Source organism: Maribacter sp. C-4077, assembly GCF_055378385.1.
This window is the reverse complement of sequence record NZ_AP038807.1, coordinates 4,056,844-4,070,112: the sequence shown is the minus strand read 5'-3', so window position 1 is coordinate 4,070,112 and position 13,269 is coordinate 4,056,844. Positions and strand designations below refer to the sequence as shown.

14 protein-coding genes and 2 pseudogenes are annotated in these 13,269 nt (G+C 37.9%); 3 read left to right on the top strand and 13 right to left on the bottom strand.

The window, feature by feature from the left end:
• Positions 1 to 18 precede the first annotated feature (18 nt).
• The 6 genes from ACZ41C_RS17705 to ACZ41C_RS17680 form a co-directional block, all read right to left on the bottom strand.
• A complete protein-coding gene (locus ACZ41C_RS17705) occupies positions 19 to 558 on the bottom strand; it encodes a GNAT family N-acetyltransferase (protein WP_464563373.1) in 540 nt (179 codons plus the stop codon).
• Entirely contained in the window at positions 545 to 1,162 is a 618-nt protein-coding gene (locus ACZ41C_RS17700; protein WP_464563371.1) for a DUF998 domain-containing protein, read from the bottom strand. Before ACZ41C_RS17700 ends, ACZ41C_RS17705 begins: the two co-directional genes overlap by 14 nt.
• 60 nt (positions 1,163 to 1,222) lie before the next feature.
• The gene (locus tag ACZ41C_RS17695; RefSeq protein WP_464563365.1) at positions 1,223 to 1,798 is read right to left on the bottom strand and encodes a Crp/Fnr family transcriptional regulator; all 576 of its coding nucleotides are present in this window, start codon (positions 1,796 to 1,798) and stop codon (positions 1,223 to 1,225) included.
• 119 nt (positions 1,799 to 1,917) lie between these two features.
• Positions 1,918 to 2,865: an alpha/beta fold hydrolase gene (locus ACZ41C_RS17690; RefSeq protein WP_464563363.1), complete on the bottom strand. Its 948-nt coding sequence runs from the start codon at positions 2,863 to 2,865 to the stop codon at positions 1,918 to 1,920.
• Positions 2,866 to 2,926: 61 nt separating this feature from the next.
• On the bottom strand, positions 2,927 to 3,346 hold the full coding sequence (locus ACZ41C_RS17685) for a hypothetical protein (RefSeq protein WP_464563361.1): 420 nt from the start codon (positions 3,344 to 3,346) through the stop codon (positions 2,927 to 2,929).
• A gap of 54 nt (positions 3,347 to 3,400) precedes the next feature.
• A complete protein-coding gene (locus tag ACZ41C_RS17680; RefSeq protein WP_138258881.1) occupies positions 3,401 to 3,853 on the bottom strand; it encodes a hypothetical protein in 453 nt (150 codons plus the stop codon).
• Between the two features lie 114 nt (positions 3,854 to 3,967).
• Between ACZ41C_RS17680 and ACZ41C_RS17675 the strand changes: the two are divergent.
• Positions 3,968 to 4,078, top strand: a pseudogene (locus tag ACZ41C_RS17675) (IS110 family transposase); the annotation flags it as partial.
• A 378-nt stretch (positions 4,079 to 4,456) separates the two neighbouring features.
• On the opposite strand, the gene ACZ41C_RS17670 reads toward ACZ41C_RS17675, so the two are convergent.
• From ACZ41C_RS17670 to ACZ41C_RS17660, 3 genes are all read right to left on the bottom strand, one after another.
• The gene (locus ACZ41C_RS17670) at positions 4,457 to 5,095 is read right to left on the bottom strand and encodes a hypothetical protein (RefSeq protein WP_464563359.1); all 639 of its coding nucleotides are present in this window, start codon (positions 5,093 to 5,095) and stop codon (positions 4,457 to 4,459) included.
• 338 nt (positions 5,096 to 5,433) lie between these two features.
• Positions 5,434 to 7,650: an Ig-like domain-containing protein gene (locus tag ACZ41C_RS17665; protein WP_464563357.1), complete on the bottom strand. Its 2,217-nt coding sequence runs from the start codon at positions 7,648 to 7,650 to the stop codon at positions 5,434 to 5,436.
• Positions 7,651 to 7,872: 222 nt separating this feature from the next.
• Positions 7,873 to 8,031 carry a hypothetical protein gene (locus ACZ41C_RS17660; protein ID WP_464563355.1) on the bottom strand — a complete coding sequence of 53 codons (159 nt, stop codon included), beginning with the start codon at positions 8,029 to 8,031 and terminating at the stop codon, positions 7,873 to 7,875.
• A 448-nt stretch (positions 8,032 to 8,479) separates the two neighbouring features.
• On the opposite strand from ACZ41C_RS17660, the pseudogene ACZ41C_RS17655 reads away from it, so the two are divergent.
• Positions 8,480 to 9,442: pseudogene (locus tag ACZ41C_RS17655) on the top strand (IS110 family RNA-guided transposase).
• Between the two features lie 52 nt (positions 9,443 to 9,494).
• Here ACZ41C_RS17655 and ACZ41C_RS17650 read toward each other — a convergent pair.
• The 4 genes from ACZ41C_RS17650 to ACZ41C_RS17635 form a co-directional block, all read right to left on the bottom strand.
• The gene (locus ACZ41C_RS17650; RefSeq protein WP_464563353.1) at positions 9,495 to 9,857 is read right to left on the bottom strand and encodes a hypothetical protein; all 363 of its coding nucleotides are present in this window, start codon (positions 9,855 to 9,857) and stop codon (positions 9,495 to 9,497) included.
• Positions 9,858 to 10,131: 274 nt separating this feature from the next.
• Positions 10,132 to 10,278, bottom strand: a complete 147-nt coding sequence (locus ACZ41C_RS17645) for a hypothetical protein (RefSeq protein ID WP_464563351.1) — start codon at positions 10,276 to 10,278, stop codon at positions 10,132 to 10,134.
• A gap of 17 nt (positions 10,279 to 10,295) precedes the next feature.
• Entirely contained in the window at positions 10,296 to 10,568 is a 273-nt protein-coding gene (locus ACZ41C_RS17640) for a hypothetical protein (protein WP_464563349.1), read from the bottom strand.
• 155 nt (positions 10,569 to 10,723) lie between these two features.
• Complete coding sequence (locus tag ACZ41C_RS17635; RefSeq protein WP_464563347.1) at positions 10,724 to 11,539, bottom strand: DUF1853 family protein; 816 nt, start codon at positions 11,537 to 11,539, stop codon at positions 10,724 to 10,726.
• A gap of 302 nt (positions 11,540 to 11,841) precedes the next feature.
• Here ACZ41C_RS17635 and ACZ41C_RS17630 point away from each other — a divergent pair, with 302 nt between their 5' ends.
• Positions 11,842 to 13,008 (top strand): vWA domain-containing protein, encoded by a 1,167-nt coding sequence (locus tag ACZ41C_RS17630; protein WP_464563345.1) that lies wholly within the window; start codon positions 11,842 to 11,844, stop codon positions 13,006 to 13,008.
• Positions 13,009 to 13,269 lie beyond the last annotated feature (261 nt).

Here is a 13,269-nt window from a genome sequence, read left to right as displayed (position 1 = left end):
GGGATGGGGTGTGGAAATTTAAATATCCAGTACTTTAGGTCGTTTCACTTTAAAATCTTCCCGCCTTATTCCGTAAATCAATTCACCAAGATATTCCCCGTTCTTAAAGACTGTTCCAGGTAAATTCGCTTCCATCGTAAAACCCGCTTTTACAAGACATTTTTGCGAGGCAAGATTATTTTCAAACGGCCTGGCATATATTCTTTCAATTTCAAATCTTTCAAATCCAATGGATGACATTTCCAGAATGACTTTGGTCATGATTCCCTGTCCCCAAAAAGGTTCGGCCAGCCAATAGCCAATTTCGGCATTTTTCCTATAAATATCCTGTTGTAAATGAAGCCCAATGGAACCTACGGCCAAATTTTGGACTTCAATGGCGTAAATGAAATCATTCCCGCTCCTATTGGCATACGCAATAAAGGATTTAGCATCGGCTTTGGTATAGGGAAAAGGAAACTTATCGGTCAAATATTTGGCAATGTTCTCATTATTGGCAAAACGTAACAAGTTATCCACATCGGTAGATTTCCATAAGCGAAGTTTAAACGGCTTCATATTTGGTATCAGGTTTTCTGTATAAGCTATATGCTGCTATGGTCATCCATGAAAAATAGAGTAAAAAGATAATCCGTTGGCCAACCGCCGGATATTTGGTAAATACAAATGGCCATATTCCAAATAAAATGCTCAGCCACGTTAGTAGCAATAGCCATGGTAGCACACTTTTCCAGTGGTCGGTCTTTTTCATGGGTTTGGGATAGCTAAAAGCGCCTACTAGAAAAAATAGGTAGCTTCCTATACTGCCAACGGTATGGAACAACATGGTGGTGGACTGCCTATTTTCAAAATCGCCCGGGAATAGTCCCGAAACTGCCATAAAAATCCCACTTAAAAATATACCGTACAAGGGTAGTTTGCTTCCATTGTCACGAGCAATGCTTCTGTATAAACCCACAGAAAAAACAGTAATAAGAAGACCGGGTATGATATATCCCAAAAAATTCCAAATCCATTTGTTGGGGGCATCCATGGAGCCTAGCTCGCTAATGGCCTTGGTAAGGAAACTATATTCTATCCTTTGATTGGCCATTATAAAATAGGTCGTCCAGAAAATGGTCGGTGCAAGAAAACCTATGAGCGCATACTTTTTGTTTGTCATAATTTAAACTTTTAACATCGCTAAGTTACCCATGTAAGGGTTTCGCCCATTTGACCTATATCAAAAAGAGTCCTTTGCCGCACGTACCCTGCTCAATGTTTCTTGGCTCATACCCAGATATGAGGCCAGCATGCCCAAGGGTACCCTATAAAGTTTGTGTTTCGAGGTTTTTTGGAAGAAACCATATCTTTCTTTGGCCTTGTGAAACTGCATGGATATGATACGCTCCGATTGCTTGACGAAGTAGTTGGAAATAAGCATCCTGCCAAAACGTTCCATTTCTGGAAAATCCTCAAAACATTTTTCAAGGTCTTGAATATGGATACCGATCAGTACCGATGTTTCCAAGGCCTCTATATGGCAATTGTCCGGAACATTTTTCATAAAGCTATAAATAGAGGTAATCCACTCGTCTTCCGCACAAAAATTGTCCGTTATTTCCTTATCGCCTTTCTTGTAGAATATTCGCAATAGCCCACTTTCGATAAAGTAGGTGTGCTCGCAAACCCGACCCGGTCTGTGAAGAAACCCACCTTTTTTAAGTGTTTTTGGTATTGAGATTTCCTTTAATCTGTCTTGCAACGCATTGGATATGGGAATAAATTTCTGAATATGTGTTATTAGGGAATGGGACATTTTTTAAAACTAAGTCTTAAATGCGTTGGCATGGTTCAAGGATTACCAAGGTGGATTTTAGAATACAACCACTTGAATCTACTCTAATTATTAAAAAATTATTAATTGGTTATTGTATTTTAATATTTCTTTTTTAAAAAGATTTTCATTTTTTCATTTACCACTTCCGCTTGGTCGATGGATAAAAAATGCCCGGCGTTTTGAACAATTTCACCCTTACCGTTTGGAAGGGAATTGGCGATTTCAACTGTTTTTTCGGTATTGATCATATCGTCATCACCAATCAGCACCAATATGGGCATTTGCAAGGATTTCAATTCGTCATTTGAAAAAGGCTGCATGTTCGTGATGAACTTATTTTCTGATTCTAAATCCAATCCTAATGTGTACTGTTTTAAATAGGCGTCGTTAATTTTATCCACATTTTCGGACATACTTTCCAGGCTTTGTTCTATTTGTTTTTCTTTGGAGGCCAGTAAGGTTACAATGTTTTTCAATAAATCCATACTGGGTCTAATCCAAGTAAAGGTTTGGGCCGGACTCAATAAAATTAGGCTTTTGACTTTGCTTTGATTATTTAATGCCAAAGTAACGGCCAACCAACCCCCACGGGAAGCACCAATTAAATGATATTGGTCCAAATCCAAAACATATAAAACCTCTTCATACCAATCCGTTACTTTTTCTACACTTTCAATATCATTATACAAATAGGATTTTCCAGGCTCCAGAATGAAGTCAATGGCGAATACCCTATGGTTCTTGCTAAGTGACCCAATATTTGGATACCACATGGTAGAACTGGCATTCATTCCATGCAGTAATACCAAGGGTTCCGCATTTTTCGGACCGCTTACGATAACATGGGCAATTCCATTCGTAGTGGTGATGTATAACTCTTCATAGGACACATCCCACAAGCTTAGGGTTTGGTCATAGGCTTTATAGTAGGCCTCCTTGGAAGGCGACGGATCGGTGATGTACTTCGGCACTTTTTTGTACTCGGCATATTTGTCAGCACAATTTGTGAATAAAAGTAAAACGGAAAGCAAGCATAACAGTCTCATAGCATCGTTTAAAATAAGGAGAAAATATAGTGTAAAAAACCTTTTGAAATACAGGTACCTATTACCGGATAGTAATTAGGCGTTGCATGCTGGGTATAATAGACAATGTTTGCCTAAAAGTTTCCTGATCTATTATTTTCCCATAATCGACACGGGCCTTCGCCAAGCCGTCCGGATTGGGGTCCAAATACAATTCATACCCCTTTAAAAGTTTCACTTTTTTGGTCTCGCCCTTTTGAATGGGTATTTCCTCCAAGATGTTTCCAGATGTTTGTACCCTTATGGAAAATGGGCGCTCCCCAATATTTTTGACGATGCCATAGCTGTCTTCGCCGTAAAAGGGATTTATCGTTGCGTCCTGACCGGTACCTTTCCCGGTCATGATCATACTTTGGGAAGGTTCCAATACGAATTCTGTCTGGGCCGAAACTTCAAAATAAAGTAAGAACAGTAAACAGGTTGCTAAAATTGATTTTTTCATTTTACTCTTGATATCTAATTAACAATTAACAGCTCGAGCATTTCGCACGCGCTACTAATGGTTAACGGTTTTCTTCTTTTTAAACAACAATGAAATCCCAGATATGATTAATGTAAGTATTGTTCCAATTCCAATCCCATAGCTTAACCACCAAAACAACCGCATGGCAAGTTGACCACCCTGAAAGGTTGTTTTTTCGGAAAAAGTGAATGAAAGATTGCCAGAAAGTACATAGGATATTGGAACCCAAAGAATGCCCAACAGTAGTATTATTTTCAAGAATCTTGATAGAATTCCATTGAATTTGCTCGAAGGCTCTCTGAGGTCTTTGAAGCCCCAATAGATAGTAAAGGGTAATGAAATCATACCAATCCAAGTTATGAAGGTTCCCAAAGGAATTTCATTGTTTTTATCCAGAGCGATTGTAAGTAACGGGGAACCGGTAACCAAAAGGATGATTACACTCAAAGTCAAAAATAGACCACTGAAAAAATATAGCTTTCTCATATTCATTTTTGTACTTGTTGCCAGAAAGGACTTCGTTAAACAACGGTTTTACCTCGAGCAGCACGTTAGTTGCCCCTTCCTTTTAAAGGCCCGGGCAAGATGCTCGCGGCAGGGAAGGGGAAAAGCAAGAAACTTGCATTGATTGCTGTGTCGAACAAGTTGTTGAAACAGGCATTTACGATTGCCAAATCCCGGCTGCCCTACGATGAGAATTATGTATCATAATTGAACTAAAAAGACTTATTTTTTAACTCAGTTCTTTGTTGTCATTAGTTTTTTACTATAAAGAATCTCCACTTCAGCTGAATCACAAACTGTAATCAGGTCCTCACCTTTAAAATCCTTGAGTCTTTCTATACACTTTTCAAATGTCGATTCCTTGTAGTAACTGTCTTGACCTACTTTTAGTCCAATTTAGGGTGTAAAGTCTCCAATAATTAGGTTTTTTTAGAGCAATATAACCTTCGTTTGATTTAAAGTCATATTTTAGAGCATAATAATTTGTCCCTAAAATTCTATTGCCAGCATTGTTGATTACGGTGGCAACATTTTTGATGCCGTCTTTCCCTATATAATGTCATTATTTCGTGGGTTTATGAAAGTTTAACGTAAAAGGCACTTTTCTAAACTAGAAATCTCATTATTCGTTATTTTCTCCAAACTTATTTTAGGAAAATTATTGTCAAAAAATGTGTTTAAAGCTTCTATTGTTTCTACATCTTCTGCTTTCACAACTAAAATTGGCGATTTTTCGGAAACTAAATCATTTTTACGTTCCCTAAATGTATAGTATGAATATTGCTTGTCAACATTTTGAACAATCCGGTAAATGTTGTTGATATTTATTCTAGTAGTTTTTAGGCCTACCAAGGTTATGGTTTGAATTAATCCCTTTTCTTTATTGAAAATTAATTCTTTTTTGAACCAAAAAGGAAGAGTGATCATCACTAACCCATGTACAATTGCGCTCAATAATACGATTGAACCGATAGTAACAAGTCCATCAGAATCATTCTCGATATTAAAAATTATCGTTAATCCAATAATGTGTAATACTAGGCTAATAATTAAGACTAAATATGTATAACTAACATTTTTTTTCAATTCTGTTTTAGAGAATATTGATTTGTTATTATTGGATTTTTTTTCGTCGAATTTATACTCCTTATCTATCTCTGTTAGTAATTGGGAATCTGTAAACTTTTTGTGTTTCTCTTTTTTTTCAATAATAAAAAATTTCATTCAGGTTAGGTTTATTTAAATTAATGGCAACGTCTGAGCTAAGCGTAGTGCGGAGGCAAGGAAACTTTTCGTTTCCGTCCGAGCACGAAGCTAAAGCTTATTGTTTTGATTTATTTTTCTGCTCTAAAGCTAAATCCATAAGATTTAGAGACATCATTAATATACACACACCTTTCAGTTTTGCCCTAAAGTCCGAATTACGTTTAGGTTTTGTTGTACTTAGTGCTTTCTGGACAGTTGGTCTCCTAGTAAAACAAGTACGAACAGAATTCTCCAGATATCAAATTTAGTTGGCAATTCCTTTTAATAATCCTCTCCGGTATGAATTTATTACCTAATTAATCCAATAAAAAATGTGGTGCTTTTTGGTAATATCCCGGTACAGTTGATTTGAATTTAGATTCCATTACTGGTGACACTAAATATGAGTGACGATTATCTTTGATAACCTTATATAGGTATTCGTCATATGAGTTTATATTTTCATAGCGTTTTATCTCAACCTGTTGTACCTCCATATTCCCCTGTTCATACAATTCATAAAACCCCCATGTTTTTATTTCTTCAGGAATTTTTGGAAGTTTGATGTTATCTGTCTTTTGACTATCAAAAACCAGGCTCCAACGATAACTTATATTTAGTCCTCCTATAACCACATATGGGTCACTATTAATAAAAACCTTCCCAACAGTATGGTCCAATCCATTTTTAATTACTTCAATTTCGTTATTTGAATAAGAATAATCTATAGACCAATCTAGAGTATGAAATGACGGTGCAAGCTCCCCAGTTCGTTCTGTGTAATAGTCATTAATTCTAACATTGTACTTATAATTAGTAAAAATAGAATTGAAATAATAAGGTATCCCCTCTAATCCCTGATAACCATATCCATGTCCGTCAATACGGTGGTAAATATTGTTTTGAAAATCATCATTGCTAAAATAACCTGCAATCCAGTAAGATGATGATTCAAACGTATCTCCATTGCTTAGAATGGGTTGATAGAATCTTTTTTCTACATTCTGATTTGTAAATAGCTGTGGCGTGAAAACAAAATCCGACGGTATATCCCAATCAGCAACATAATAACTATATTCATTCAAAGTCAAATTAACTTGAGGAACATAAATGAACTCAGAATTTACGGCGCTTGTCGTTCTTCTCCTTCTATCTATGCTAAACTCTTCTGTTTCGCTATAGAAACTACCCCCATATCCAAAACCTTCAGAATTCAATGAAATAATATCTTGAGAATCGAAACCTTGAGCTGGAAACTTTATCGGATTCGTAGGGCTGTAGTCAAATCGCGGATAAGTTTTAAAATTGATTTCTCCTAAAGTGGATGGGGTTAAATTTTGAAGTGTTGTAAATTCACTTGAATTACCAAATGCACCTGTGCTATATTCACCTATGGTGAGCATAAATTCCGAATTAGGGCTAATCTCTTCTATAGTTCGCAGTGTTATCTTATCGGTATCTTGCATAACTCTTTTACTGTCAAGTAGATTGCCTTCTACATCGGAAGCAAAAACGTAAATTCTTGCCAATTGTGGGTCGTAAAAATTAGAAGGGAAATTCAAAGTAATTAACCTTCGATATATTTCGATTGGAATAATTAATTCGGACATATTATCTAAACTATCTGTAGCTATAATCTTTATTGAATTGGCACCTGTTCCGAATAAGTTAGGGTCGAAGTCAAAGCTATAGTCTGTCTGATTTGCTAAAGAAACTATGATAGAATCTCCTAAAAACACTTTCAAAGAATCTACCTCAGAATATAAATCATTTACATTTGGGCTAATTGTTATAAGGCTATCTATTATTTGATTTTCAACCAATGATTCAATTGTTATTTCAGGTCCAGTGTTATCAGAAATAAAGGCTACTTCGAATGACCCGAGATTTTCGCCGGAGTCTAAAGCCTCTATTTTTAAAACGTTTTCGCCATCAGTAAGGTTATTGGTATTAATGTTAATCGATAAATTATCAAGTGGTAGGTCAATCAACAGCTCATTGTTTAAAAAAGCCTTTACCGAAGTCAATTCTTGATTATCCATTACATCAAAAGTTACAGTATTGTTGTCTCCATTAATTACTGCTCCAGCCGATAGGTTAACCCCAGTTATCGTTGGTTTCTCGTTGTCTACATTGATAATTGTGTTCTTTGATTCTGAATTACCGGATTTATCCGTAACAACTACCTTCAAAATATAATCTTTAAATGTATTTGTTTTACCTGTTTTAGAAGCTAAAGAAGAAACATCTACGATTATGGAATATGGCGCACTAGTGTCTTCACCCACTTTTTCGTCGTCTATAAAAGCTTCTACTTTGGAAATACCGCCTGCATCTTGGGCGTTAATATTGATTTCTATTTGATTGCTTACAACAATTGGAATAGCAGATGAATTATTGTTGAAACCGGCAATTGAAAAATTGAAGGTTGGCGCCGTTACATCTGGTTCAGCAGTAGGGTTTGACGATTCTTTTGAACACGAATATGTAAAGATAAAAGTAATCGTTAAAAGTGCTAGAATTGATTTTTTCATGAAGAAATAATAGGTTTGGTTTTCAGCTGTTGTAATTGGTTCGTAAGTTGATTTGATTTCAAACTATTGCTTTAAAAACGAGATACAGGCCTTTTTATTTTAAAAAAGAAAATAGGCAACTCAATACCCTTTTTCAATAAAGTATATGCTTTTGGAAATAGCACTTGGAATTCTTATGATTATTCACAAAAACATTATGTAAATTATATTTTCTTTTCAGCATTAAGTAAAACGCCGCGCTATGTGCAGTCCGGCGAGTTTTATGGAAATATAGTGAAAACCTGTAACGATGGTTCGGTTATCTGTCAGGTTTTGGGTATTGTGAACCGAATCATCGTTCATCGATAAGGCTACGTAGTGGCCGTCTATCGTGGTTTTCACGGTATTGGGAATAAAATTTGTCGACCAGATTACATATAGCGTCCTGATATGTCGACTGGCTTTTGGTGCGGCAATTGCGCCAGCAATGCGACAAAAGTACGCCGCAGGCGTATTCGACATCATCGGTTCGTGTATGATTAGTTGCGAACTTTTCCAACGGAAAATGTCCGCCGGAGACTAAAGATATTTGATTGTAATGATTTCCCTGTGGGAAATCAGCCCGCAATTAATTATACACCGCTTAAGTTTGATTCTAGTTATTTTAACGAAATAAACCAGAAAGAAAAAAGCGTAGAATAAGGTTAATATACACCGAGAAACCTAGATTTCGTCAACATTGATAATCCCTACGCTTTACTACTTGGAATTCGTTCAGTTTTATGAGACCTAGATCTCGCTTTCAAGTTGTGGAATACGCAGTAGCTTTTTCTTTCCAATTCATTTATCTATGATTAAAAATAAAGATTTTGTTGGTATCGATGTTAGCAAGGATACCTTGGATGTTTATGATGGAAGCACTTTTTATCAAATTAAAAACGGTTACGCAGGATTTAAAAAGCTGCTGAAGTTAAGTGGAGAGCGGTCGCAATTCGTCATGGAGGCCACGGGATATTATCATTATAAGCTGGCCTATTTTCTTTTGGAAAACGGTAGGGCGGTTTTCGTGGAGAATCCGTTGAAGGTAAAACGTTTTATCCAGATGCAGCTCAGTAAGGTAAAGACCGATAAGAGTGACGCCAAACAACTTTTTGAATACGGATCGAGCCAGAATCCAGCTTTATGGAAGGGAGAGAGCAGATCGCAGCAGGAATGTCTGCAAATAGTCCGTTTACTGGCCACTTACACAAAATAGACCACCCAATTAAAGAACAAGCTCCATGGTGAAGCGGTTTTGGGAAACCCTTCAAAATTGGTCGTCAACTCTTTAAGGCGGCAATTGCGCCATACCGAAAAGGAGATTGAAAAACTGGAAGGTGTATTGGAAGAAAAGGTAAGACAGGCCAATGCAAAGGAACTTACCTTGCTTAGGTCAATTCCTGGAATAGGAAATAAATCGGCTTTGTTGCTCTTGGTCTTCACAGATGGTTTCAGGCGTTTCGATACAGCAAGTGAACTGTGCAGTTATGCCGGTCTTACACCAACGACCAGGGAATCCGGTTCAAGTATCAAGGGAAGGCCGAGAATAAGCAAAATGGGGAACCCAAAACTTAGAAAACTATTGTTCATGTGTAGCTTTAATGCCTGTAAATACAACAGGGCCTGTAAGGCACTTTATGACCGATTGGTTGCAAAAGGCAAAAGCAAAAAATTGGCTCTGATTGCAGTTTGTAATAAATTGCTCAAACAAGCTTTTGGTGTAGTGAAAAACGGACTGCCCTATGATGAGAACTTTGTATCAATATTGAGCTAAAAAAGCTTGTTTTTTACCTCAGTTCTTTGTTGTGCTTTGTTTTTATTTTGTCCTATTCGGAAGCCAGCTTTTTCAAATTGTAAATCAACCTACGCGCTTTACTTTCTACTTTTTTCCATTCCCATAATTCAGGATTGCCCATCTTATGATTTGTGTCGCTCCAGGCCTCAGCTCTTTTTTGTGAATTGACATTTATCATACATTTGATTTCAGTCTCTGGATTCAGAAGGGTAAGTTGAAGATAAATTACCCCCCATCCTGAGGTTCTGAATCGAAAAGTATTTCCGTCACAATATTTTGGATCTAGTTCAATCTTTTCAATTGAGAAAAATCCTCTTGTTTCTGGGTAATAAATGCCAAATCCGTAATGCTTGTATTTACCGCAGCTTTTATTGTAATAGTCTTTAAATTCCAACAAATCCTTAATTTCTACGATTTCGGATTCTGGTTCAGAATATGATTCAAAAATTTAACTTCTCCGTTTGAAAAACATATTTCTACGAGTTTCCAAAGATTGTCCTTATTGATGATTTCTGTTCTCTGCATAAATAAAGCACAACAATTGTATAAACGTAACTAGGTACGTTTATTTCTATTTTATGGGTAACAAGATACTTCTTTCCTTATATTCAAAAACATTGTAAACAAGTGGTTTATTCCGAGTTATCAACACTAAAATCAGAAAAACCCTACCACCAGACCACAAAGAACTTTTCAAAAGTGTCAGTCCCTTTTTTGACCCAAAGCATGGGGGCGTTCTCTTTGAGGAGTCGCATATTTACCTCCAAAAAAGTTTCATACTGGGACATTCGGGCCACGTCTTCTTGAGTAGACACTATCCATTTTTGACCTCTTACTTTAACCCACGTTCCTTTAATACTTTTTCCAAATCATTATGCTTATTTGGATTTTTAAGCATCCGATAGATAAAAAATAGAGGTATTAACATGGGGATTAGGAATCCAAGTTTTTTGTCCGGTGTTTGGACCCAAGAAAAAACGCCATAAATTAGTATGCCAGCAAGAAAACCTATTGCTATTGCGTTGAAAATTTTAGATTTATAATGTTTCTTTTTTTCGAGCAATAATTCTTCGTCCGTTAATTTATGAAGTTCCTTTTTTTCCATTTGAGCCAACTATAAATATTCGAGTTCTTCATATCTAATAGTGTAGATAGCGATAAGTTCCGTTTTTAAATAACAAGATACTTCTTTCCTACCATTGAAGAATACAACGAATACCTGAATTATTTAGAATTATCAACAATACCATCAGAAAAACCCTACCACCAGACTACAAAACACTTTTCAAAGGTAGTAGGACCTTTTTTGACCCAAAGCATAGGGGCGTTCTGTTGGAGTAGCCGCATGTTTACTTCCAAAATAGTTTCATACTGGGACATCCAGGCCACGTCTTCGTGAGGCGCTACCACCCATTCCGTTTTATAGGGAATGTAAAATTCATAAGGTTGGAAGTCGGCGCTCCGTAAATCTTCCAAACGCAGCCAATAGCCAACGATACATTGGGGATTTAAGGGGCGGATATTGATGGGCTTACTTTGGTAGGGCTCAAATAGTTGGGCCTTGTAGCAGGTTTGGTGCTGGATGTTTTTGGTTGGAACACCTTTTTCGGCCAATGTATTTTGTCCCGCAGGTGAATGCAGCAGTCCAAACTGCTCGTTCTTGATCTTTTCCATTTTGGTAAAGAACATGTCCCGTCGGTTGGGGCCCATCAGCTGGTGGATGGACTCTGAAATTTGGGGGTCTATGATGTAGAATTTACAGGTCAGCTCCAAATGGATAATCTGTTCCGTAGCGGTTTCCCGCAGGATATAATCAATTTCCCCCAAAGTCTGTTTTCCTTGCCGCACCGGCTCGTTGTATAACAGGACCTCATAGGCAGGGGAGGCGTCCAACAATTGTTTGCAGACATGTTCCATTTGGTGTCCCAACCGAATCTTTTTGGGAATGGGGGCAGGGGTGAAGTGGGTAAATTCTACGTGAGGAAATTCGAACTGCGTTATCCCAAACTGGGTCTTGGTCCACAGCGGCGGAGTGTTTACAAATCCGGTGAATTGTTGGGCTAAGTTTGAGTACACGGAGGTTGGTTAAAAGTTTTAAGTTACTAGTTATATGTGAAAATTTAAAAATGAAAAGTGAAAAAATGACAAGTGAAAAATGTAGATTTTACCATCAACCATCAACCATCAACCATCAACCATCAACCATCAACTACCCGTAATTGATGACAGCGTTTGGCGAACGGCTTGTAGTTTAAAGCCTACAGCCAATAGCTAAAATCCCAAAAGCTAAAAGCCAATAGCCAACTGCCAACATCCAATCAACGTTAACATTTCCTAAAAAGCATTCCCATAATACTCAAATATGTTAATTTTAGGGTATGGCTATGAATACAAGAAAAGGATTCCGTTTTGTGCCTTACGAGGCGCCGGAACAAACCCCTTTTGAAAAACTTTTTGATATTTTCCAGGAACTCATAACCCATACTTCGGGCGATTTTGACGAGGCCATCGATTGGCTTCGTGAACTGGACAAGGAATACGAACTTACGGACGAGAACTACACCATTGAGGATTTTATAGAGGACCTCAAGGATAAGGGCTACATCCAGGAGGAATTCGACTTAGACCCCGATGCGGAGAATGGCGAAATGGGCGAAGACGGTGAGAAAGGTTCTGGAAAAGGAAGCATCTCCATCACTGCTAAAATGGAACGTATCATTCGTCAGCGTGCCCTGGACCAAATATTCGGCAAGCTCAAACGTCAGGGTGCCGGAAACCATAAAACGGGCAAATCCGGACAGGGCGATGAACATACGGGCGATTTTAGGGAATACCGCTACGGTGACGGTCTCGAGCATATTTCCATGACGGAAAGCCTTAAAAACGCTCAGGTGAACCACGGCATAGGCAGTTTTAACCTGAGCGAGGAGGACCTGGTCGTTGAGGATACCCAATTCAAGGCCCAGATGAGTACCATCTTGATGATCGACATCAGCCATAGTATGATTCTGTATGGGGAGGACAGGATAACCCCGGCGAAAAAAGTTGCGATGGCCCTATCGGAACTGATTACCACCCGTTATCCCAAGGATACCTTGGAAGTTTTGGTATTTGGGAACGATGCTTGGCCCATTCCCATAAAGGATTTACCCTATTTGAAGGTTGGCCCTTACCATACCAATACAGTGGCTGGATTACAATTGGCAATGGATATGCTGCGCCGCAAACGAAATACGAACAAACAGATTTTTATGATTACCGACGGAAAGCCGAGTTGCCTTCGTTTGCCGGACGGTACCTATTATAAGAACAGTGTGGGACTGGACGATTATATTGTGGAGAAATGCTATAATATGGCCCGGCAGGCCCGAAAACTTCATATTCCCATCACCACGTTCATGATTGCCCAAGACCCGTATTTAATGCAGTTTATCCGGCACTTTACGGAAGCGAACAAGGGTAAGGCCTTCTTTACGGGCCTAAAAGGTCTGGGCGAAATGATTTTTGAGGATTATGAGTCGAACCGAAGGAAGAAGCTGAGGTAGTTAAGAGTTAAAAGTGAAAAATGAAAAGTTGGGGATTCACATTACTAAGTAAACACTCAACAATTATCAATAAACAATTAACAATTAAGCGTATGGCGTAGAGCGTGTAACGCAAAGTGAGTTTTCAGTGGACAGTTAATAGTGGACAATTATCAATATGGCGAAGGGCGTAGAGCTTGCAGCGCGTAGCTGGTTAAGGGTGAAAAACTAAAAATGAAAAGTGAAAAATTATAAATGAACGGTAGATAATTGAGAATAATC

What these genes read in the sequence shown, in the direction of transcription:
- ACZ41C_RS17685 (WP_464563361.1), bottom strand. Translation starts at nt 3,346, where the DNA reads ATGAAAAAATCAATTTTAGCAACCTGTTTACTGTTCTTACTTTATTTT.
- ACZ41C_RS17665 (WP_464563357.1), bottom strand. Translation starts at nt 7,650, where the DNA reads ATGAAAAAATCAATTCTAGCACTTTTAACGATTACTTTTATCTTTACA.
- ACZ41C_RS17700 (WP_464563371.1), bottom strand. Translation starts at nt 1,162, where the DNA reads ATGACAAACAAAAAGTATGCGCTCATAGGTTTTCTTGCACCGACCATT.
- ACZ41C_RS17690 (WP_464563363.1), bottom strand. Translation starts at nt 2,865, where the DNA reads ATGAGACTGTTATGCTTGCTTTCCGTTTTACTTTTATTCACAAATTGT.
- ACZ41C_RS17670 (WP_464563359.1), bottom strand. Translation starts at nt 5,095, where the DNA reads ATGAAATTTTTTATTATTGAAAAAAAAGAGAAACACAAAAAGTTTACA.
- ACZ41C_RS17695 (WP_464563365.1), bottom strand. Translation starts at nt 1,798, where the DNA reads ATGTCCCATTCCCTAATAACACATATTCAGAAATTTATTCCCATATCC.
- ACZ41C_RS17640 (WP_464563349.1), bottom strand. Translation starts at nt 10,568, where the DNA reads ATGGAAAAAAAGGAACTTCATAAATTAACGGACGAAGAATTATTGCTC.
- ACZ41C_RS17630 (WP_464563345.1), top strand. Translation starts at nt 11,842, where the DNA reads ATGGCTATGAATACAAGAAAAGGATTCCGTTTTGTGCCTTACGAGGCG.
- ACZ41C_RS17680 (WP_138258881.1), bottom strand. Translation starts at nt 3,853, where the DNA reads ATGAGAAAGCTATATTTTTTCAGTGGTCTATTTTTGACTTTGAGTGTA.
- ACZ41C_RS17705 (WP_464563373.1), bottom strand. Translation starts at nt 558, where the DNA reads ATGAAGCCGTTTAAACTTCGCTTATGGAAATCTACCGATGTGGATAAC.